This is a genomic window from Nostoc sp. CENA543 (assembly GCF_002896875.1).
GTDB lineage: Bacteria > Cyanobacteriota > Cyanobacteriia > Cyanobacteriales > Nostocaceae > Trichormus.
Genome location: NZ_CP023278.1, coordinates 5,796,953 through 5,818,098 on the forward strand (window position 1 = coordinate 5,796,953; position 21,146 = coordinate 5,818,098).

A 21,146-nucleotide genomic window follows, 5' to 3' on the forward strand; every position below is an offset into this window, starting at 1 on the left:
TTGTATTTATATAAACAGTTCTATTCATGTTTTAGAACTGCAATGCAAAGTGATTTCTGTTGAAAACACATGCAGGTGCTAGTGGTAAAAGATATTACTAAGTTCTCACAGTCCCAAGAGGTACTGTCAATTTCAGACAAAGAGCGACGAAAACATAGCCAAACACTACTGCATTTAGCAAGTAGCAGAACCTTTCAGACAGGAACTCTAAGTGCTGTATTCAGAGAAATAACCGAGGCTACAGCGCACGCACTTTCAGCGCAGCGTGTGAGTGTGTGGTTTTACAATCAGGAAGGTTCAGGACTTGAGTGTATCGATTTGTACAACCTGAATAATCAAGAGCATACTTTTGGCCAGGTTTTGTCAAAAGTGAATTACCCTGCTTACTTCCAAGCTTTAGCATTAGCAGAGAGTCTGTCTATTAATAATGTCATCATAGACCAAAGAACTCAAGAATTATTTACAACTTATCTTTCCATTTTTGAGGTGATTTCGCTACTCAGTACACCAATTTGGCTAGGAAATCGTTTGTTGGGGTTTTTGTGGTGCGAACATTGTCACGAAGTTCGAGAGTGGACTGGAGAAGAAAAATATTTTGCAGGTGCGATCGCTGATTTTGTCTCATCAGCTATTGAAGCGAGGGAACGCAACGCAGCACAGGTAGCAACACAAAAAAGTGAAGCTCTATATCGAGCTATTTTTGAGAATTCAGTTATGGGGATTGCAGTTCTAGACCAGAAAACCCAGATATTAGATATGAATCCTGGATTATGTCAAATGCTGGGTTACAGTCGAGAGGAATTATTTAGTCAAGACTTCACTGATTATATTTTTCAGACACAAGCAGAGTTAGATAATTATCAAAAATTATTAGGAGAACTATATATAAATATTAATCAACATAATGCACAAAAACACATTGAAATTGATAGACGCTTCTTACATAAAAATGGCAAATTAGTTTGGGCGAAACTTTGTATTTCCGTTATGCCTAGTTCTGATGATCAGACTGAATTACTATTAGTAGTTGTCAAGGACATGACTGAATACAAAAAAACCGAGTTGCAACTGCGTGCCTCACAAGCATCAGCAGAAGCAGGTAATAGAGCCAAAAGCGAATTTTTAGCAACCATGAGTCATGAATTGCGAACACCTTTAAATGCAATTATGGGGTTATCACAACTATTACAGCATGAGATAGCTGGCTCTTTAAATGACAAGCAAAAAGAATATATTAATTGTATATATAGTAGTGGCGAGCATTTGTTAACAATGATTAATGATATTTTAGACTTATCAAAGGTAGAACTAGGTAAGGAAGAGTTATCATTAGAACCGATAGCAGTTGTAGATTTATGTAATTATTTATTATCAATTGTCAGCGATCGCGCCCATGAAAAAGGCTTAAAACTGACTCATGAAATTGACCCTGCTGTCAATATTTGCATAGCTGATGATTATCGATTGAAGCAAATGTTATTCAACTTGCTGACTAATGCGATTAAATTTACCATTCGTGGAGAAGTTTCTTTAATAGTCAAAAAAGCTGCTCAAGGAATCACATTTACAGTTGCAGATACTGGCATTGGTATTGATTCTAGTCAATTTAAATTTTTATTTGAGCCATTCAAACAGCTAGATAGTAAATTGAATCGTCAATATGAAGGGACAGGATTAGGTTTAGCTTTAACGCAAAAATTAGCTAGATTACACGGTGGTGATGTCACAGTAACGTCAACTTTGGGAGTAGGAAGTCAGTTTACCTTGTTTTTACCAGAACAGGAGATTTGAGGTATAGGGCATAGGGCATGGGGCATGGGGTAAGCAGGAAGTGTGGGAGGGGTGGGAGGATAGGGAAGAAATCTTTCCCCCTCACTCCCCACACTTCCCCATCTTCCCAGTCCCCAATCCCTAATTACTCTGCGCCTTCAATGGGTGCAAAGCCTTGGCGTTGAATGTTTTCGGTGATGGTGCGGGGTTCGAGGAATTGCAGGAGATAATCAGGCCCTCCGGCTTTAGAACCGACACCAGAGAGTTTGAACCCACCGAAGGGTTGCCGAGCGACGATCGCCCCTGTAATGGTACGGTTAATATACAAATTCCCGACTTCAAAATCTGTCTGTGCCTTGTGAATGTGGGAAGGTGTGCGGGAATAAATCCCACCAGTTAAGGCGTAGTTAGTATCATTGGCGACAGCTAAAGCTTCAGTAAAATTCTTAACTTTAATCACAGCCAATACAGGGCCAAAAATCTCTTGTTGGGCAATTATGCCATTGGGAGGCACTTCACTAAAAATGACTGGCCCGACAAAATAACCGTGATCAGGTGCTGATAACTCTAAAGCTACCTGGGATTCGGCCTTACCCTTTTCAATATACTCACGGATGCGATCGCGTGCATTGGCATCAATCACCGGGCCGACTTGGGTACTGGGTAACTCCGCTTCCCCAATATTCAAAGATTTTGTCGCTTCCACTAATCGCCGGATAAAAGCATCATAGATACTTTCTACCACTACCGCCCGTGAACAAGCTGAACATTTTTGTCCACTGTAACCAAAGGCTGACTGTAACACCCCGACAACAGCTTGGTCTAAATCAGCACTTTCATCAACAATGATGGCATTTTTACCACCCATCTCCGCAATTACCCGCTTCATATGCCTTTGTCCAGGCTTGAGGGTTGCAGCTTCGGCATAAATCCGACAACCCACTTCTTGAGAACCTGTAAAAGCAATGACATGAGTGTCAGGATGACTCACCAAATAAGCACCCACTTGTGAACCCTTCCCAGGGACGTATTGAAATACACCTTGAGGAATCCCCGCTTCCACCAAAATTTCCGTCAGTTTAGCCGTAATTACAGAAGAAGTTTCCGCAGGTTTGAGGAGAGTACAATTACCCGCAACCAAAGCAGCCACAGTCATGCCACAGGCGATTGCCAACGGAAAATTCCAAGGTGAAATCACCACAGCAATTCCACGGGGCTGATAAATATATCTATTAGTTTCCCCAGCCACGTCATAAATTACACCCTGATCCAACCGTTCCATTTCATCGGCGTAGTAGCGACAAAAATCAATCGCCTCCGAAACTTCCGCATCCGCTTCCTTAACAGGTTTACCCACCTCCAGAACAATCCAAGCCGAGAGTTCCGCCCGACGCTGTTCCATCAAATCAGCCGCCCGACGCAAAACCCCCGCCCGTTCCTGCACAGGCGTATTCTTCCAACCAGGAAAAGCCGCCTTAGCCGCCCGCATAGCTTTTTCTGCCTGTTCCACCGAAATCAGTCCAACCTTCCCCACCACCTCACTAAAATTAGAAGGATTAACCGAATCAATCACCTCGACAGTATTGACATACTCCCCATCAATCAAAGGCAAATAACTCTTTCCTAATTGCTGACGCACCGCCGCAAAAGCCCGCGCCGCCTCATTCCTCTCCTCCTCCACCGCATAATCTGTATCCACCGCACCCATAAACCCTGCGCCTTCTTTGCGACTCTGCGCCTTTGCGCGAAACAAATCAATATCCGGTGCAGCAAGCAACTCCTCCACTGGCTTATTTTCCAAATTTTGCCGTAAAAAAGAACTATTAGCCGTATTTTCCAACAACCGCCGAATCAGATAAGCCATCCCCGGCAATAGTTCCCCATAGGGACAATAAACCCGCACCCGATAACCCCTATCCACCAAAGCCTTAGCTAACTTATCCCCCATCCCATACAACACCTGCATTTCAAACCGCCGCCGGGGGACATTCAGACTTTCCGCGATCGCGATCGCCCGTGCTTGCGATCGCACATTATGACTACCGATAGCAGCATAAACATACTGATGATTTTCCAACAATAGCTGAGTTATCGCTTCAAAATTCGCATCAGTTGCCGCCTTATCATTAAAAACAGGCTGCGCCCAATGTTTCTGAGCCGCCTTAATAGTTTCCTGATCCCAATACGCCCCTTTTACCAAGCGAATAGTTAACGGATAACCACGCTGTTTTAACCAATCGATGATTTTTCCGGCATCCTGTTCACTATCACGCAGATAAGCTTGAATCGTGATCCCAATATCGGTACGTTGGCGGAACTCATCTTCTAATAAGATTTTTTGCAAAATATTAAAAGTTAAGTCTTTATAAGCGTACTGTTCCATATCAAAATGGATAGCAGCACCTAAATCTTGAGCATGGCGTAATAAATTACGGATGCGATCGCTAACTCGCTCTTCACTACCTTGAGCATCTAAAGGGTCAAATTGGGAATAAAAAGCCGTTAACTTCACAGAAACTTGGACTTTTGCCAATGGTTCGCCATCAGCCTCATCAATCACCCCAATATTGCCCCAATTCTTCGCAGCAGTGGTTAATTGCGTAATTAATTCTCGATAGCGTTCTAGATAAGATTGTGCCTCTACTTCTGTAATTACCGCTTCCCCAAGTAAATCAATGGTGAAAGCCATCTTTTCTTTGCGGAGTCGTTCAACGGTTTTGATGACTTGTTGAATATTTTCGCCGGAAATATATTTATGAGCTAAAGTCTCAACTGCTGTCGATACGGTAGTTGCAGCCACTTGTCCTGGCATAGAATCGGCATTAGCAAAATTGAGCATCCCCTTTAAGGCGGCGGGAAGTTCTACAGATTCATCGCCTAAATATTCTTGCAAATGTGCAGCAATTTCTGATTTACTCCGCAATGCGGGGAGAGTATCAATAAAGCGAAATAATTGCACCCGTAAACCGGGGTTACTCATCGCCCAAGCAAGTAATTTATCATCCCAACGCATTTGATCACGCAGAGAAGCTAAAAATGAGCGATTTTCTTGAGTTGCTGCTAAAAGTTGTTTAGCAATTTCTTGAGTTTTCGCTTCGTAGGTGCTGGTTTGTATTTGTAGTACCACTGATAGTGAACTCCTGATGAAATGTCAGAGTTTTCTGAAGACTGCGTTTTCTATTGTGGCGCGTGATTTTTTTTGTCACCACAGATTAAGAAACTCAAAACTCAAAATGTAGATTCAAGTTTTCGAGTGGAAGATTTTCAGACAACGTGTACAACAGTAATATACGTATGGAAAGAGGGCTAGGGAGAGATGAGGAATATACGGAAAAATTCAGTGTTTTTCCCGAAAGCACTGAACTCACTCCTGAGCATTTTGATGATAACTGCTGTCGGTTTAGGAGGTTGTACAGATCAGCCTAGTGACGAACAATTGGAAGTATGGCGTGCAGAAGCGATCGCCCGCAATGAGAAAATCATGGCGGATCATGCCAAAAGCACGCAGCCCCAGGAGTGGAATTTAGCTATTCAGGGGGAAACTACGACTGGTAAAACGGTGACATTGAATTGGCAACAGCTACAATCAATAGCCTCCACTAATCTCAAGACTGCCGATCCTAATTACATTCTGCAACCGGATCAAGTGTTTGATTTTCGGGGTATTCCTGTATCCACACTGCTCAAAAAGTATGGTTATCAGCCTGATGTGACGGAAGTAACTTTTATTGCTTATAACTCTTACCAAGTGACGGTGGATTTATACGATTTGTTAAAGTACCCCATTATTTTAGCGATCGCCAACAATGGTAAACCCATCAGTCGCGCCCAAGGTGGCCCCATTTATCTAGTCTTTCCCCATAGCCAATATCCCCATCTACAACAACAATATCCTGAATCATTTTGGATATTCTATGTCAGCAATATTGTAGTGGGAACAGAAGCAATGCGTCTCAAGGTGGGAAAACAAGAATTAAATGCAGCAGATTTAGAAAAATTACCCCAAATTACTGTTACAGAAACTGTTGGTTATCGTAGTGGCTGGCCGAGTGGCAAAGTGCAATTACATGGTGTACGTCTGCGAGATATTTTAACGGTTAATGCTCCTGATTTCCTCGCAAAAGAAATTGTTGTTCAAGGCAAAACTACCCCTTCCCAAAATAACCTCAATTCAGTCATTTTAACTGCTAATGACATTAAAAAATGTGACATTTTCTTGGTTACAAAATGGGGTGATGAGAAAAAAACCATACCCGCCAGAATGGGTGGGCCACTTACCCTGGCTTTTGGTTCTGACTGTCAAACAAAAACTAATGGTTTGCGGTGGGTAAATTTTGTAGAAGAACTGGTAATTAAGCCATGAAATTTCCGACTTTCAAGTCAATTCGTACCCGAATTATGGTCAATACTACGCTGTTATTATTGACTGTAATTTGCGCGATTGTCTCTGTATGGGCTAAAAGTGAAAGTCACCTCTATCGAACCGAAAATGTGCAGGATGCTAACTCTTTTGTGAGAGTTTTAACTTATACTTTAGGTGATGAATTAATTGAAGAAAACTGGAGTCAAATCCGGCTCACTTTGGATGTTCTTTTACGAGAAAATCGAGATTTTGTCTATGTGTTTATTTCCGATGCTCGTCAGCAAAATCGGATTATTGCCACTTCGATTAATTATTTGCAAAATCAGTATGTCCCCGATATTGTACCTCTCAAGGTCACAAATACAGTTGTAGAATCCACAAAACCATCAGTGGTAATGGAAACCTTTATTCTCCGCGATGTCTACTTTTCTGGGAATCTCAGAGCTAGACGGGGTGAGAGAATTATGGAAGTTGCGTCTGATATTCGCCTGTCCTCTGGGAAAAAAATCGGTACTGTCCGTATGGGGATTTCTTTACGTCGCATAGACCGTGCTATTACTAATGTGGTGAATCAGGCTTTGGGTGTGGGTTTCATGGGATTAGTATTTGGTTGGGTACTGGCTTATATTTTAGCCAAGCGGTTAAGTGATCCTATCCAACGTTTGCAAATAAGTGCCACTAAAATTGCAGCCGGAAATTTACAACATCGCGCCCAAATTACCAATAAAGACGAAATAGGCGCGTTGGCGAATTCCTTTAATGAAATGTCTACGGCTTTGCAAAGTTCATTTAATAAGTTACAAAAAACTTTAGAATCTTTTGAGTTATTTGTCCCCAATAAATTTATTTTAGCGATCGCACCCCAAGGAATTGAAAATATTGCTGTCGGTGTCGCTGCGACGAAAACCATGACGATTTTGTTTTGTGATATTCGGGGTTACACATCTATGTCGGAGATGATGACACCCCAAGAGACTTTTAGCTTTTTAAACGATTATTTGGCTTGTATGGGAAAAGCTATAGATCAAGCTGGTGGATTTATTGATAAATATATCGGTGATGCCATTATGGCTTTATTTGATGATGTAGGTTGTGATGGGGCATTACAAGCCGCAATTTTGATGCAACAAGCTTTAGATAAGTTCAATTATGAGCGACGACACAATAATTTACCAAAAATCTTTGTGGGGATTGGGATTCATCGCGGTGAAGTGGTGATGGGAACGGTAGGTTTTACTTGTCGGATTGATTCTACTGTCGTGGGTGATGCAGTCAATCTGGCTTCCCGCGTTGAGGGATTAACTAAGCAATATGGTTGTACAGTGTTGATTACCGAGTCAGTATTGAAAAATTTATCATCGCCAGAATTATTCACTTTGAGACTAGTAGATCCAGGCGTAAAAGTCAAAGGCAAAGATGAGGCGATCGCTATTTATGAACTTCTAGAAAATTGATATCATATCTAATCTTGAATAATCCGAAAACCGTCACAAGGATAAATTTTCTGAACGCGAAAAATTTGTCGGGGTTGAAAATCTTTGACAGTACAAGTCCAAGTTATAGAAAAATCTAAGCGATGGCGAAACAATAACTGAATCCCTGGGGAAGTAGATAACAACAAACCATGATACCTGACAAGATGCAAATCGAAATTATTGTCTTGAATGAGTAAATCTAAATTCTCACTTTTCAAGATTGTTTGACGCATGACTGGTTCTAGAATAAATATCATCCCATAGCGTCGAATATACCGAACTTTTTCGCGGTTTTTTCCGGCTTGGTTGCAAACGCCGTAACCTGAAAGCAAGACTCCTTCATTATCAACTAATGATAGGTTATTCCTAATAATTTGTTTATTGAGTTCTGTTTCAATATATTTAATTTCTTTGTGATTGAAGTAATCTAATTTTTCCCTGTCTAAATATTTACGATATAAAACATCTAATAAAGTAACTTCTGTTTCTTGCCAATCGCTATCGGTTTCGCCATCTGGAATCGAGGTGCATCTATATATGTAACCATCAGTTTTACAATTATGCTTCCACAATTGAAATTGTTTGTGAAAAGGACGATGCAGAGGAAATTTTTGCCGCCCTGTATATTCTCGATTCACTTCTATGAATTTGAAAAATACTTGACGAACAGTCTGAGGTGTCAGCACCAACAACCGCCCATCACCCGCTAATGATAGTTGGATTGGTACATCCATAATTTACTATTGATTTGGCGGTGATGGTAATTTAGCCAGAATTGTTTGGCTAATTCTGTCAATTACATTATCCAGTACAGGGTCATTTTCTCTGCCTTTCGTATTCGCTTCATCAATCGCTACTTGAATCGCTGTCTCTAAATCATCAACCATTTCTTCTAATTCATGAATAAGTTTAACTTCTAAACCATAATCAATTTCTATTTTTTGAGTATAGTGAGTAATAACTTTATAACGTTCTTCGTAGGTTCTGATTCTCGTAGTTGAATCTTCTTCATAGGGAACATATCTAGTTTCTGTTTCCTCATGTTTTTGTTTGACATGAGCAAAGGCAGGACGATGATCAATTGTGGTATTGTAAATGAGTTTAGGATTTCTTCGCGGCAGTTTGCGAACTAATTCCGACAAAACAGCACAAGCACTTTGCAAGGCGCGTAATTGGGGAACGGTTAGTTCTACTGCAATTCCATACCAGTTAAAAGTTCCTGTATTTTGAGAGTTGGCTTTTTGTCTTGCGCCGTGTTGACTGACTACATCTTTGACAATTTCTAACACGCGCACACTAATTTCTTCAGGGGAATAATCTACATAAGTTTCTCTAACTTCGTCTTGTAGTTCATCTTCAGCATTATAATTACGATGGCGAACTTCTTGCGCTCTGATTTTTTCAATCCAGGCGATCGCTTTAGCTAGTTCTCGTTTTTGTTTGGTAAATGTGGTCTGAACCATACTTATAAATTTATAAAGAACTGTTGATTTAAATTAAGTTTTTTAGATTTAAAAGAAAGGCCTTACCTGATATCTGGATACGCAATATTTCTAAAGCATTACTACCATAGAACCAAAAGGCTTAACGGTTAAAACCGAGGAGACTCCGCCACCAATATATTCGCCAGTTATGATTACCAAATCGCCGATAAATTTACAGATCCAGAGGACTTATCTTGATTTTAGTGCCTACTTTCTTCTCTCTAAATTATGCGATTCATAGTCAACATAACTAACATCCAACGAATATCTACCTGATAGTGACTCTCTGAGTTACTAAAACCTCCCTGACATCTGCACTTGCAGACTTCAGCTAAACTCACACATCATCCCTATGTCACCATAGGAAAAGACTGACAGATTGATTCTCCGCACACACGACCTTTTAAGGTAGTCGTTCCCCTGGTTGTAACTGTATTAATACAACGCCGCCACGTTCAAAAAAAGTGAATTGAAAATAGTCATTTAACAGGGAATCCCGCAGGATTTAAGAGTTCTTGTGAGAATTTGCCCGTGCCTGTATCTAATAATGTCTGGAACACATTATATTTGATTGGACAACGGATGAAAGCCTTCCTCCCTCTCTGGTATCTATTTTTGAAGATATGAGAAGTTTACGACCCCAACGAACATCTCAGGTTTAGACCCCTCCCTCAATTTTTTAGGCTACTTCCACATTAGTTTTTCAAGGATCTGTTTCCTATCCTCTACTTGTCTGGCGGAACGTTTTGCTATGACTCCTATGTCTTTTTGTCTTGGCTGTTGAACAACTTGGATGTGTTTTCTGAAATGTTAATGCTATAGCCTTGAACGAGATTTTTTGTCGTAAAGACATACATCTTTACTTTTTGGCAGGCTCAACCTTTCCAGCAATAACTCAAACTAAGTTTGAGCTATTACAATATTTATTTAACTATAGCCAGTATCATTTTGTCTAGTTAATTTACGTTATATCTCTGAGTCATCTTTTCCCTTAAAAGAGACTGCCAACTTCTAGATAAATAGATTCAGCGTGTTAAAACTTAAGAAGAATAACCATATACTAATATTTCGTTATGTTTAAGAACAATCTCAAAGATATTTTATTGTACCGATGGCAACAAACGCTCGAACCTTTTGGTGTTGACCAAGTAGCGATGGAAACAGCGTTTGCTCAATTAGTTACCGTTTATTCTGCCCCCCATCGCCACTACCATAATCTAGATCATATTAATCATGTACTAGAGATTATCGATACTTTAAAAACTTACACTGATAATTTAAGTGCTGTACAATTGGCGGCTTGGTTTCATGATGTCGTTTATGAACCCCAAGCCCAAGATAATGAAGAAAAAAGCGCAGAATACGCAGATCAGCTACTAAATACTTTAAAACTTCCCACTGAGCATATTAATACTGTCACTCGTTTGATCCTGAACACAAAAAGTCATCAAACTGATGAACGTGATCTAGATAGTCAGGTTTTATTAGATGCGGATTTAGGAATTCTAGCAGTCAACCCAGAACATTACCTTAAATATGCAGATGCTATTCGTCAAGAATACTCTTGGTTATCGACCCTAGAATATATGACAGCACGTAAACAATTTTTACAAAAATTTTTGCAAAGACCACAAATATACTGTACGCCTTTAATGTTAGAGTTTGCAGAATTATTTGCTCGATATAATCTTAACGCCGAAGTCTACAGGATAACTCATCCCTACACTCAAGAGCAGGAATCATCTGCCTAAAATTTCACTCCCTTCTCCTTAAGAAAAGCATCGAAAGTAAATTTATCGGGTAAAGAAGTTTGCGCGCCTAATTTGGTAGCCGCTAATGCACCTGCGGCTGTTCCCCAAACTACTGCTTGATGTAAGGATAAGCCATGATCAAGTGCTGCGGCTAAACCAGCGTTAAAAGCATCACCAGCAGCTACAGTGTCAACTGCATCAACTGTAAACGCTGGGACTAAAAACGTTTCTTCAGGTGTGGCGCAAATTGCACCTGCTGCACCTAGTTTGACGATCGCAGATTTTACTCCCCTTTGCAACAACACCGCAGCAGCTTTGGTGGCTGTCTCCTCATTGTTTACAGGAAAACCCACTAGTTGTCCGGCTTCCACTTCATTGGGTGTAATAATATCTACCAATGGATAAAGTTCGGCTGGTAAATGGGATGGTGCTGGGGCTGGGTCTAAAATGACTGTAATATTGGCATCATGGGCTACTTTTGCCGCAGCAACTACAGCAGGCATAGGAATTTCTAGCTGTAGGAGTAGGGCTTTAGCTGTTGGTAATAATTGGGTTAAGCGTTCCACATCTTCTTGATTAACTTGTCCATTCGCACCAGAAATCACCACAATGTGATTTTCTCCGCTATGGGAGACAGTAATAATAGCTACACCAGAATTAGCACTTTCATCGAGAAAAATCTTGCTTGTTTTGACACCAGCATCTTGCAGACTTTTAACTAACTCCGTCCCAAAATTGTTAGCACCCACACGCCCAACCATATACGTAGGAATTCCCAATCTAGCAAGTGCTACAGCCTGATTTGCACCTTTACCACCAGGAATTTTAAAAAAGTTTTCCCCCGTTAAAGTTTCACCAGCCAGAGGTAAACGAGGGGCTGTGACGACTAAGTCTATATTGATACTGCCGAAAACGATGATACTCATGGTGTTGGGGATTGGGGATTGGGGATTGGGGATTGGGGACTGGGGATTGGGGACTGGGGACAAGGAGACAAGGTAGACAAGGTAGGAGAGGAGAAAAACTAATGACTAATGACTAATGACTAATGACTGTTGACTAATGACTGTTGACTATTGACTATTGACTTTATCGACAGATATTGACCAAAGGCTTTAACATATCAAACTGTATAACAACAGATGAGAGTCTTATGGCTAGTGTAGAACGTGACGAAACCAGGGAAGAACGCATCGAACAAGAGATTATTGCCGATGCTGAGGATAAGGAAGACCGGGCAATGGGTTGGTATTATTACCTTGACGATACTTTAGAATTTCCTTTTATGGGGAAGTGGAAGAAGAAATCTCGCAAAACTTCTACCATTGACGAGAAGCCTGTAGAAGTCTTGGGAATGGCACCAGAAGATGATTGTTTAAGGGATATGTATGTGGAAGTTGCTTATATAGGAGGGAAGGAAGACGATATACATACCGCCAAGCTGTCGGATATAGAACCCATTGATGTCGATGAAGATACTCAAGAAGCGATCGCTGATTGGATGTATTGGCTAGCTAGAGGCTACAAATTCTAGTTAAAATTTACTATAAATGACGAATTATCTGGCAGGGATTACCAACTGCAACGACATTTGCAGGTATATCTTTAACAACGACACTTCCTGCACCAATAGTAGTGTTGTCCCCAATGGTAACTCCTGGACAAACAATTGCACCACCACCAATCCAGACATTATTACCAATTTTAATGGGGGCAGCTAATTCTCTACCTGTGAGCCGAATTTCTGGTTCTGTAGGATGGTAAGCAGCATAAATCTGCACATAAGGAGCAAATAAAACATTTTCACCAATTTCTACTTGATTGCAGTCTAAAATTACACATCCATAATTCATGTAAGTGCCATTGCCTACGGAAATATTAGCACCGTAGTCACAATGAAATGGCGGCACTATAGTAATTTTTTCTCCGATTTTAAAAAACAGTTCCTGTAAGATTTGCTGACGTTGTGTTAATTGTTCTGCTGAGGTGGCGTTATACCTTCTTAAAAGCTGATTAGCCCGTCTTTGATCTGCCACTAGTTCTGGATCATCTGCTAGGTATAATTGACCGGCTAGCATTTTTTGCTTTTCAGTTTTTTCTGTCATAAATCCAGCCCAGAGGAGTCAGCGTGTAATTTCATGCCTGTACAAAGGTTATCTTTCAGGGAATTATGTGTGCTGAAAAAAATTTGTTCCTCAACATAATGTAATAAGTATAATTATTGATTATCAGAATTTAATATTTTCAGTTTAGATATAGCAGTCCTATCTGATTTGTGAGAACTCGCGGTGTCAAGAACCCCGACTTCTCAAAGAAGTCGGGGTTGTCGGGGTTCTTGTGTTTCATAAATGATTTAGGACTGCTATAAAACCAATTCGCAATTCGCAATTCGCAATTCGCAATTAATTCAGCCACCAACAAGGGGTGGGGTTTTTACCTACCTTGGGAAACAAGGATTTTTTCGCCCACCAGGGGCGAGGTTTTGAACCTATCTTTTTCCAATAAATAGCAAATCACTTTGGTAAATGTACTCATTAATAGCCCCAATATTAATACAGATTTTATCCTGATTCAATATGAATAGATACGCAATTAACTTCAACTAAAAATTGCTAATAATTAGCCGCTTCATTAAATACATAATAACGGGCTTTGCCTTGTTGCTTTGCCCGGTACATAGCACTATCAGCAGCCCTGAGTATACGTTCTGGTTCATCAGTATGTCCATGACTTAAAGTAATACCAATACTGGCTGTCGTATATATTTGATTCCCATTTAAACTTATTGGTAAACCCAGGGTATCTTGAATACGTTTAGCAACGTTAATGACATCATTAATATCTTTAATTTCTTCTAACAATACAGCAAATTCATCACCGCCAAATCTGCTAACAGTATCACAACTACGTACACATGATTCTAAACGTCTAGCGATCGCTACTAAAAAATCATCGCCCATACTGTGACCAAAGCGATCGTTGATCCCCTTAAAACCATCTAAATCTAAAAATAAAACTGCAAACCGATAATCACTACGGCGTTTACTGCGTTCTACTGCTTGTTTTAGGCGATCTAAAAATAAAGTGCGATTTGGTATTCCTGTCAGTCCATCACAAAAGGCGTTACGCAGTATTTGGAGTTCTGTGAGTTTACGTTGCGTAATATCTTGAAAGACTAATACAGCACCTGTAACCCTGCCATTATGATCCCGAATTGGTGCTATATTATCGCCAATAGGTATTTCTTTTCCTTCCTTAGAAATTAGTATACAATTTTCTGGTAAATTTACCACTTCACCAACTTGCACCGCCTGTTTTGCTAAATTACCGATTACTTCATCCATATCTTTATCAACTAAACTCAAAACATCAGTAAAAGCTTTTCCAATCGCTTCATTTTGTTGCCAACCAGTCAGTTGTTCTGCCATTGGATTCATCATTTGGATACAGCCATGATTACAGGTAACAACTACCCCACAAGCCATGCTGTTAATAATCGCCTCTATTTTTTGTTTTTCGATTTGTAAACTTCTATAATTTTGATATTGTTCCAAAGCTATTTCCACAGCTAAATGTAAATCAGACTCTCTAATCGGCTTTAGAATATAACTAAAAGGATGACTTAGCTGATTTTTAGGTAGTTTTATATATTCTGAATACTCAGTTATATACAATACGGGTATATGAAATTTGTGTTGAATAATATCTATTACCTGTATACCGTTAATCTCTTTGGTTAGACAAATATCAAATAATACTAAATTAGGGTAGTGTTCTGCTACATTTTTAATGGCTTTTTCGGCTGAATCTGTGATTTCTAGAACATCATACCCCAGCTTTTGTAAACTATTTTTAATATTTAAAGCCAGGATTTTTTCATCCTCAACAACTAGGATTTTGCGGTTTTGCATATTAAAATAGCCTATCTGCTAAGGTTCAGATATTGCTGATAATTCAACTATATCTAAAGCTGAATAATTATATGATAGTCAATCTCTCAAGTATCGGTGTGAGCATATGACTAAACTAGGAAATCTTTATGATGTTCTAGCATGGTTCTTCATCATTTAAACCCTGTAAAAATATAAAATAATTCTCAAATTTTATTTGGAATAGCGGCAATAATTAATACAAAAAATATGTATAGTAAACAACAAAATAAAAAAACTCCATTTCTCAATCAATGGAGTTTTTCAAAAAGAGAAATTATAGAAATCACAAGTCTATTATATCCAATGCCCTATTCCCTCTTTCTAGTCAGTTCAATACTAATTTTGCCGCCAAAATCTGGAATGGGTGCAGCAGGTTTAGTAACTATGACTTGCACTTGTGTAATTTGATTGCATTCTTGGATAATACAGTCAGCGATCGCACCTGCTAACCTTTCGATTAAAGCAAACTTAGAAGTCTTAACCAGATGTTGAATCAAGCTAATAACACCGCGATAATCTAGAGTATCAGCGATCGCATCAGTTTTGGCAGCTTGAGATAAATCCAGCCACAACCTGACATCCACCTCAAACCATTGTCCTAAAACCTGTTCCTCTGGCAAATAGCCAGTGTAGCCATAGCAGCGAATTCCGGTTAAGTGAATACAATCCATAAAAACTTGAGTCAGAATTTTGCATCAGTCAACAGTAATCAAGCGTATAGTGTTGTGTTACATAGCATCAACACTAGCCAATAAATGATTTATTGTTTTGCCCAGCAATGAAACTGGTAACAAATAACTGATAAATTGAATTTCGCTATGCAATTTATTGGCTGCTATGGATGTGATGCGGTTCGCCGAGAAAAATATTAATCAACTGTGGGCTTATATCTTAACTGAAACACTAAAGCGTTTAGGATTAACTTGTGCAGTCATTTGTCCTGGTTCGCGTTCCACACCCTTAGCAGTCGCCTTTGCCCAACAAGCCCCAGAAATTGAAGCAATTTCCATTCTAGATGAACGTTCCGCCGCCTTTTTTGCCTTGGGAGTTGCTAAAGCCACCAGTCGTCCTGTAGCAATTGTTTGCACCTCTGGAACTGCGGGGGCGAATTTTTACCCAGCCGTGATTGAAGCGAAAGAAAGCCGTGTACCCTTACTGATACTAACCACTGATAGACCGCCAGAATTACGAGACTGTCATTCTGGACAAACAATAGATCAAGTCAAACTCTACGGCAATTACCCGAACTGGCAAACAGAATTAGCTTTACCCTCCCCCGAAATGGGAATGCTAGCATATCTGCGACAAACAATAATTTATAGCTGGGAGAAAACCCAAACCCCAACACCAGGCGTAGTACACATCAATATCCCCCTGCGTGACCCCCTAGCACCCATTCCCGATGGTCATGATTTAACTCATCTACTAGCCCAATTCCACCCCGAAAAATTCTTCGCCAACATCACAAATCCTACCCCATGCCCCATATCCTATGCCCCATGCCCTATTCCCCAATCTAATCGAGGAATCATCATTGCTGGAGTAGCCCAACCATTACAACCAGAGGAATATTGTAGAGCGATCGCCAGAATTTCCCAAACCCTCAATTTCCCCGTACTAGCAGAAGGACTTTCCCCACTGCGGAATTTTGCCGACCTCAACCCCTATCTCATTTCTACCTATGACCTGATTTTGCGAAATCAGCAACTAGCCGACAAGCTAGCACCTGAAATAGTGATTCAAATAGGTGATATGCCCACCAGCAAAGAACTGCGGACTTGGCTAGACACTCACCAACCCCTACGCTGGATAATTGACCCCAGCCACCAAAACCTCGACCCTCTACATGGCAGAACAACACATTTGAGAATGAGAGTTGAGGAAGTTTCGGTTAAGTCTGGGGGTGCTGAAATTTCTTGTGAATATTTACAGATGTGGTGTGATACAGAAGCTAAAGTTAGGGCAAATGTAGATACAAATTTGGCGCAAATAGAAGAGTTAATAGAGTGTAAAGCCGCTTGGTTAATCTCTCAAATACTGCCACCAGGAACACCGTTGTTTATCGCCAACAGTATGCCTGTGCGGGATGTGGAATATTTTTGGCGACCCAATAATTTAGGAGTGCGATCGCATTTTAACCGAGGTGCAAATGGCATTGACGGCACATTATCCACCGCATTAGGAATCGCCCACCGTCATCAAAGTAGTGTAATGCTCACAGGAGACTTAGCATTATTGCATGACACTAACGGGTTTTTAACCAGAAATAAATTTATCGGACATTTAACCATTGTCTTAATTAACAACAACGGTGGCGGGATTTTTGAAATGTTACCCATCGCTAAATTTGACCCACCATTTGAAGAATATTTTGGCACTCCCCAAGACATTGATTTTGCTCAGTTATGCACTACCTATGGTGTACAGCATGAGTTAATTACTTCTTGGCAACAGTTACAGCAAAGATTAAACCCACTACCAATTACCGGAATTCGCGTTTTAGAAGTGAGAACAAATCGTAAAGCTGATGCCAAATGGCGACAGGAAAATTTAGGTAAATTTAGTAGCTAAGTGCGATAGCGGGTATTGCGAATTGCGAATTGCGAATTGCAAATTGCGAATTGGTATTACCCCTAGCGACATTAGCCAGAAGTGAATCACCCACAAACCTACTCACCCAAGTTGTGGCTGCCGTCGATATGATTGAAGAAACAGACGAACGACAGAACATATCCGCTTGTATACAAGTATTGGCTGGTTTGCGGTTTGAGAAAAGTTTGATTACACAACTTTTTAGCGAGGAAATTATGCAAGAGTCGGTAATTTACCAAGATATTTTGCAAAAAGGAGAAGAACGCGGCAAAAAACAAGAGGCCTTAGAACTGATCCTACGTCAGCTAGCACGCCGCTTTGGTGCAGTTGAACCAGAAACACAACAGCAACTTCGTACTTTAGCGACTACTCAACTAGAAGATTTAGCCGAGGCTTTGTTAGATTTCACTCGTCCCAGCGATTTAGTCAATTACTTGGCGAATATTTCCCCACCGCCAGCTAATTCATAAGTGTAGAGTAGACGACTGTAGCCATGCGATCACCTGACCTTTCACCACTCCACTACAATATATATAGATATTGTTGCGAATTGTATATTTAGGGTTTAGCTGTCATGGCTGCCGCCGTTTTAATTCAAAATCTACAAAAGCGTTACGGTACCGTTGAAGCCGTCAAGGATGTTTCCTTTCAAGTAGAACCAGGAGAAATCTTTGGTTTACTCGGCCCCAACGGTGCAGGTAAGACTACTACTCTGCGCGCCTTGTGTACCCTCACCACCCCAGATGCAGGCAAAATCGAAGTATCTGGGATTTCTGTGTTGGATAACCCTAGAGTAGCTAGACAACGGTTAGGCTATGTAGCCCAAGAAGTCGCCATTGATAAAGTCTTAACAGGCAGAGAACTGCTGCAATTACAAGCCGCACTGTATCACCTCCCCAGTGCAGTAGCTAAACAGCGTATTGAGACAGTTTTAGACTTACTCGGTTTACAAGAATACGCCGATAAAAAAACCGGGACTTACTCCGGTGGTTTACGCAAGCGTCTAGACTTAGCGGCTGGCTTACTTCATGCCCCAGATGTTCTAGTTTTGGATGAACCAACTGTAGGGCTTGACATAGAAAGTCGGTTTGTGGTGTGGGAATTCCTGCGGAAATTAAAGGAATCAGGAACAACGGTAGTTATTACCAGCCATTATTTAGAAGAAATTGACGCACTAGCCGATCGCGTCGCGATTATTGACCGGGGTGTGGTGATTGCCGTCGGTACACCCTCAGAATTAAAAGATAGAGTCGGGGGCGATCGCATTACCTTACGCATCCGCGAATTCTCACCCACAGAAGAAGCTACACAAGCCAAAGAACTCCTGCAAGGATTATCTTTCGTCAAAGAAGTCATCATCAATAGCGCGCAAGGTAACTCCCTTAACTTAGTAGTTACCCCCCAAAACGATGCCCTAATAAGCGTCCAACAAGCACTCAACAACGCAGGCTTACCCATCTTTGGCATTGCCCAATCCCGTCCCAGCCTCGATGATGTCTACCTCGCCGCCACCGGACGCACCCTCATGGATGCCGAACTAGCAGCAGTCGCCAACCGTGATCCGAAAGCGGAGAAAAAACAAAATATGCGATAGGAATTGGGGACTGGGGACTGGGAAGTGTGGAGAGTGTGGGGAGAGAGGGGGGAAAGATTTCTTCCCACACCTCCCACACCTCCCACACTTCCTGCTTGCCCAATGCCCCATTCCCAATGCCCCCTGCCCCATTCCCAAAACACGTTATGAGTGTAACCCCTAAATCTGATATCAATTGGCAAGTTGCCACAACACCACAAGCCTACACCGAAGCTAAACCTAACTTTTTCGGTGAATTAGTTCAAGAGACTCTGGCTTTAACTCGTCGCTTGTTTATTCAATTACAACGCCGTCCCTCAACTCTGGTGGCGGGGATTATTCAGCCTGTCATGTGGTTGGTGCTATTCGGTGCTTTGTTCCAAAATGCCCCAAAAGGTTTATTTGGCAGTACGACAAATTACGGGCAATTTTTAGCCGCAGGTGTAATTGTATTTACAGCCTTTGCGGGAGCGTTGAATGCTGGTTTACCTGTGATGTTTGACAGGGAATTTGGCTTTTTAAACCGCTTGTTAGTCGCCCCCCTAGCTTCGCGCTTCTCAATTGTCTTTGCCTCAGCCATCTTTATTATTAGTCAAAGCTTACTGCAAGCGGCTGTAATTGTTGGTGCAGCAGCGTTTCTGGGTGCTGGACTACCAGATGTCACAGGACTAGCTGCGATCGCTCTCATCGTTTTTTTGCTAGCATTGGGTGTCACAGCTATTTCTCTAGGGTTAGCTTTTGCCCTACCAGGACACATTGAATTAATAGCAGTAATTTTTGTTACTAACCTACCATTATTATTTGCTAGCACTGCCCTCGCACCTTTATCTTTCATGCCCAAGTGGTTACAGGTTGTGGCTACCCTTAACCCCCTTAGCTACGCCATTGAACCAATTCGCTACCTCTATACTCACAGCAGTTGGGGATTATCTAGCGTCGTCATGCAAGCCCCTTGGGGTGAAATTACCTTTGGTAGTGCATTGCTAATCTTATTTGGTTTTGCATTAGTAGCTTTAATTAGCATTCAGCCCCAACTTCGCCGGACTCTTGCTTAAGATAAATACAGCATCAATGAAAAAAGGGTAAAAGTTAAAATATTCTTTGCTTTTGCCTTTTAACTTTTACCTTTTTACTTCTCAAACATGGTGTTAGAGGATGTTTATGAAAAAATCATTTCCCGCGATCGCTAAACTTTTAGTAGCAACTGTAGCCAGTTTTAGCTTTACTTCCCTACTCACAGACCAATCTAGCCTCGCCCAACTCGGTACAGTAGATGCAGGTGGTAATAATACCGATCAACAAAATAACGTTGACTTTAGCAACGGCAATTTCAATATGTTCGACTTAATTCACCGCGCCCAGTTCGGTACAAGTTCTTGGAACGCCGATCAGCAAGGGCAACAAATTGATGAAGCCGCTAAAGCTTTTAGAGAAAGACAAAATCGAGCCAATCAGAATAATCAACCACAAGGACAAATACTTCCTTTACCAGTTATTAATACCCCCAGTTCCGCAGAACCAGGGGTAAACCAAGGTAATCAATAATAGTGATGAATTTTGAGTGCTGAGTTTTGAGTGAAGAAATTACTTAGCACTCTTTTGTGAAAAAGTTTCCTGATCTGAGATTACTAAATCAAGTGTCTCTACTTTAATTAATTAACCACTCACCACTCACCACTCACCACTCAGCACTTAATTAAGTCCCAAAGCCACTAAAACATCGCTAGCGTGGGTAGCTGTGTTGACAGCAGCATCAACATGAGCAATTTTGCCTTGGGCATCAATAACGTAGGTGACACGCTTGGCATAACCACCGCCATCAACATCGTAAGCTTTGATGATCGAGTGGTCGGTATCAGCCAATAAAGGGAAATTCAAATTATATTTTTGGGTAAATGCTTGATGGGAAACTTCATCATCAGCACTGACTCCCAGCACCACAATATCCTTGCCTTGATAATCGTCTTTGGCATCCCGGAAGCTACAAGCCTGCTTAGTGCAGCCTGGGGTGTCATCTTTGGGATAGAAATATAAAACAACGGTCTTTCCAGCAAAATCAGATAACGAGACGGTGTTACCGTTGGTATCTTTGACGGTAAATGCAGGTGCATCTGTACCAACCGCTAAAGGCATAATGAACCCTTCCTGTTTTAGATTGTTGATGACTTTGAAATTTTACAATAATTTACAATGATTTCATGACATA

18 protein-coding genes are annotated in these 21,146 nt (G+C 40.9%); 10 read left to right on the forward strand and 8 right to left on the reverse strand.

Features of this window, described 5'->3' with window-relative positions; genetic code table 11:
- Window positions 1-69: 69 nt before the first annotated feature.
- Window positions 70-1,791, forward strand: coding sequence for an ATP-binding protein (locus tag CLI64_RS24250; RefSeq protein ID WP_103139627.1), 1,722 nt, complete (start codon window positions 70-72; stop codon window positions 1,789-1,791).
- Window positions 1,792-1,915: 124 nt separating this feature from the next.
- Here CLI64_RS24250 and pruA read toward each other — a convergent pair whose 3' ends face one another.
- A complete protein-coding gene (gene pruA, locus CLI64_RS24255; RefSeq protein ID WP_103139628.1) occupies window positions 1,916-4,897 on the reverse strand; it encodes an L-glutamate gamma-semialdehyde dehydrogenase in 2,982 nt (993 codons plus the stop codon).
- A gap of 255 nt (window positions 4,898-5,152) precedes the next feature.
- Between pruA and CLI64_RS24260 the strand changes: the two genes are divergently transcribed.
- Together CLI64_RS24260 and CLI64_RS24265 are read left to right on the forward strand one after the other, a co-directional pair.
- A complete protein-coding gene (locus CLI64_RS24260; RefSeq protein ID WP_225977422.1) occupies window positions 5,153-6,133 on the forward strand; it encodes a molybdopterin-dependent oxidoreductase in 981 nt (326 codons plus the stop codon).
- On the forward strand, window positions 6,130-7,587 hold the full coding sequence (locus tag CLI64_RS24265) for an adenylate/guanylate cyclase domain-containing protein (RefSeq protein ID WP_103139630.1): 1,458 nt from the start codon (window positions 6,130-6,132) through the stop codon (window positions 7,585-7,587). The genes CLI64_RS24260 and CLI64_RS24265 overlap by 4 nt, the downstream gene beginning before the upstream one ends.
- A gap of 8 nt (window positions 7,588-7,595) precedes the next feature.
- Here CLI64_RS24265 and CLI64_RS24270 read toward each other — a convergent pair whose 3' ends face one another.
- Together CLI64_RS24270 and CLI64_RS24275 are read right to left on the reverse strand one after the other, a co-directional pair.
- Window positions 7,596-8,342: a hypothetical protein gene (locus CLI64_RS24270; RefSeq protein WP_103139631.1), complete on the reverse strand. Its 747-nt coding sequence runs from the start codon at window positions 8,340-8,342 to the stop codon at window positions 7,596-7,598.
- A 6-nt stretch (window positions 8,343-8,348) separates the two neighbouring features.
- On the reverse strand, window positions 8,349-9,071 hold the full coding sequence (locus tag CLI64_RS24275; protein WP_103139632.1) for a hypothetical protein: 723 nt from the start codon (window positions 9,069-9,071) through the stop codon (window positions 8,349-8,351).
- Between the two features lie 1,094 nt (window positions 9,072-10,165).
- Here CLI64_RS24275 and CLI64_RS24280 point away from each other — a divergent pair.
- Window positions 10,166-10,843, forward strand: a complete 678-nt coding sequence (locus CLI64_RS24280; protein ID WP_103139633.1) for a hypothetical protein — start codon at window positions 10,166-10,168, stop codon at window positions 10,841-10,843.
- On the opposite strand, the gene rbsK is transcribed toward CLI64_RS24280, so the two are convergent.
- On the reverse strand, window positions 10,840-11,769 hold the full coding sequence (gene rbsK, locus CLI64_RS24285) for a ribokinase (RefSeq protein WP_103139634.1): 930 nt from the start codon (window positions 11,767-11,769) through the stop codon (window positions 10,840-10,842). The two genes, CLI64_RS24280 and rbsK, sit on opposite strands and share 4 nt — an antisense overlap.
- Before the next feature lie 227 nt (window positions 11,770-11,996).
- On the opposite strand from rbsK, the gene CLI64_RS24290 reads away from it, so the two are divergent.
- Window positions 11,997-12,377, forward strand: coding sequence for a calcium-binding protein (locus CLI64_RS24290; protein WP_103139635.1), 381 nt, complete (start codon window positions 11,997-11,999; stop codon window positions 12,375-12,377).
- Between the two features lie 10 nt (window positions 12,378-12,387).
- Here the strand turns inward: CLI64_RS24290 and CLI64_RS24295 are convergent, their stop codons facing one another.
- The 3 genes from CLI64_RS24295 to folB all read right to left on the reverse strand — a co-directional run bounded on the left by CLI64_RS24295 (window position 12,388) and on the right by folB (window position 15,446).
- The gene (locus CLI64_RS24295; RefSeq protein ID WP_103139636.1) at window positions 12,388-12,948 is read right to left on the reverse strand and encodes a sugar O-acetyltransferase; all 561 of its coding nucleotides are present in this window, start codon (window positions 12,946-12,948) and stop codon (window positions 12,388-12,390) included.
- A gap of 507 nt (window positions 12,949-13,455) precedes the next feature.
- Window positions 13,456-14,754 carry a diguanylate cyclase domain-containing protein gene (locus tag CLI64_RS24300; protein WP_103139637.1) on the reverse strand — a complete coding sequence of 433 codons (1,299 nt, stop codon included), beginning with the start codon at window positions 14,752-14,754 and terminating at the stop codon, window positions 13,456-13,458.
- A gap of 329 nt (window positions 14,755-15,083) precedes the next feature.
- Complete coding sequence (gene folB, locus CLI64_RS24305) at window positions 15,084-15,446, reverse strand: dihydroneopterin aldolase (RefSeq protein WP_103139638.1); 363 nt, start codon at window positions 15,444-15,446, stop codon at window positions 15,084-15,086.
- A 175-nt stretch (window positions 15,447-15,621) separates the two neighbouring features.
- Between folB and menD the strand changes: the two genes are divergently transcribed.
- From menD to CLI64_RS24335, 5 genes are all read left to right on the forward strand, one after another.
- Window positions 15,622-17,346 (forward strand): 2-succinyl-5-enolpyruvyl-6-hydroxy-3-cyclohexene-1-carboxylic-acid synthase, encoded by a 1,725-nt coding sequence (gene menD, locus CLI64_RS24310; RefSeq protein ID WP_192881589.1) that lies wholly within the window; start codon window positions 15,622-15,624, stop codon window positions 17,344-17,346.
- A gap of 29 nt (window positions 17,347-17,375) precedes the next feature.
- Complete coding sequence (locus tag CLI64_RS24315) at window positions 17,376-17,837, forward strand: DUF4351 domain-containing protein (RefSeq protein ID WP_225977423.1); 462 nt, start codon at window positions 17,376-17,378, stop codon at window positions 17,835-17,837.
- 104 nt (window positions 17,838-17,941) lie between these two features.
- On the forward strand, window positions 17,942-18,961 hold the full coding sequence (locus CLI64_RS24320; RefSeq protein WP_103139641.1) for an ABC transporter ATP-binding protein: 1,020 nt from the start codon (window positions 17,942-17,944) through the stop codon (window positions 18,959-18,961).
- 146 nt (window positions 18,962-19,107) lie between these two features.
- Window positions 19,108-19,995 carry an ABC transporter permease gene (locus CLI64_RS24330; RefSeq protein ID WP_103139643.1) on the forward strand — a complete coding sequence of 296 codons (888 nt, stop codon included), beginning with the start codon at window positions 19,108-19,110 and terminating at the stop codon, window positions 19,993-19,995.
- A 106-nt stretch (window positions 19,996-20,101) separates the two neighbouring features.
- A complete protein-coding gene (locus CLI64_RS24335) occupies window positions 20,102-20,485 on the forward strand; it encodes a hypothetical protein (RefSeq protein WP_103140853.1) in 384 nt (127 codons plus the stop codon).
- A gap of 147 nt (window positions 20,486-20,632) precedes the next feature.
- On the opposite strand, the gene CLI64_RS24340 is transcribed toward CLI64_RS24335, so the two are convergent.
- Window positions 20,633-21,073 (reverse strand): peroxiredoxin, encoded by a 441-nt coding sequence (locus CLI64_RS24340; protein ID WP_103139644.1) that lies wholly within the window; start codon window positions 21,071-21,073, stop codon window positions 20,633-20,635.
- Window positions 21,074-21,146: the final 73 nt, after the last annotated feature.

Bases quoted from the DNA above. Each gene is read 5' to 3' on its own strand.
- rbsK (WP_103139634.1), bottom strand. From the start codon at position 11,769: ATGAGTATCATCGTTTTCGGCAGTATCAATATAGACTTAGTCGTCACA.
- CLI64_RS24330 (WP_103139643.1), top strand. From the start codon at position 19,108: ATGAGTGTAACCCCTAAATCTGATATCAATTGGCAAGTTGCCACAACA.
- CLI64_RS24270 (WP_103139631.1), bottom strand. From the start codon at position 8,342: ATGGATGTACCAATCCAACTATCATTAGCGGGTGATGGGCGGTTGTTG.
- menD (WP_192881589.1), top strand. From the start codon at position 15,622: ATGCGGTTCGCCGAGAAAAATATTAATCAACTGTGGGCTTATATCTTA.
- CLI64_RS24265 (WP_103139630.1), top strand. From the start codon at position 6,130: ATGAAATTTCCGACTTTCAAGTCAATTCGTACCCGAATTATGGTCAAT.
- CLI64_RS24300 (WP_103139637.1), bottom strand. From the start codon at position 14,754: ATGCAAAACCGCAAAATCCTAGTTGTTGAGGATGAAAAAATCCTGGCT.
- CLI64_RS24335 (WP_103140853.1), top strand. From the start codon at position 20,102: ATGAAAAAATCATTTCCCGCGATCGCTAAACTTTTAGTAGCAACTGTA.
- CLI64_RS24290 (WP_103139635.1), top strand. From the start codon at position 11,997: ATGGCTAGTGTAGAACGTGACGAAACCAGGGAAGAACGCATCGAACAA.
- CLI64_RS24340 (WP_103139644.1), bottom strand. From the start codon at position 21,073: ATGCCTTTAGCGGTTGGTACAGATGCACCTGCATTTACCGTCAAAGAT.
- CLI64_RS24260 (WP_225977422.1), top strand. From the start codon at position 5,153: ATGATAACTGCTGTCGGTTTAGGAGGTTGTACAGATCAGCCTAGTGAC.
- CLI64_RS24295 (WP_103139636.1), bottom strand. From the start codon at position 12,948: ATGACAGAAAAAACTGAAAAGCAAAAAATGCTAGCCGGTCAATTATAC.
- CLI64_RS24320 (WP_103139641.1), top strand. From the start codon at position 17,942: ATGGCTGCCGCCGTTTTAATTCAAAATCTACAAAAGCGTTACGGTACC.
- CLI64_RS24275 (WP_103139632.1), bottom strand. From the start codon at position 9,071: ATGGTTCAGACCACATTTACCAAACAAAAACGAGAACTAGCTAAAGCG.
- CLI64_RS24250 (WP_103139627.1), top strand. From the start codon at position 70: ATGCAGGTGCTAGTGGTAAAAGATATTACTAAGTTCTCACAGTCCCAA.
- CLI64_RS24280 (WP_103139633.1), top strand. From the start codon at position 10,166: ATGTTTAAGAACAATCTCAAAGATATTTTATTGTACCGATGGCAACAA.
- folB (WP_103139638.1), bottom strand. From the start codon at position 15,446: ATGGATTGTATTCACTTAACCGGAATTCGCTGCTATGGCTACACTGGC.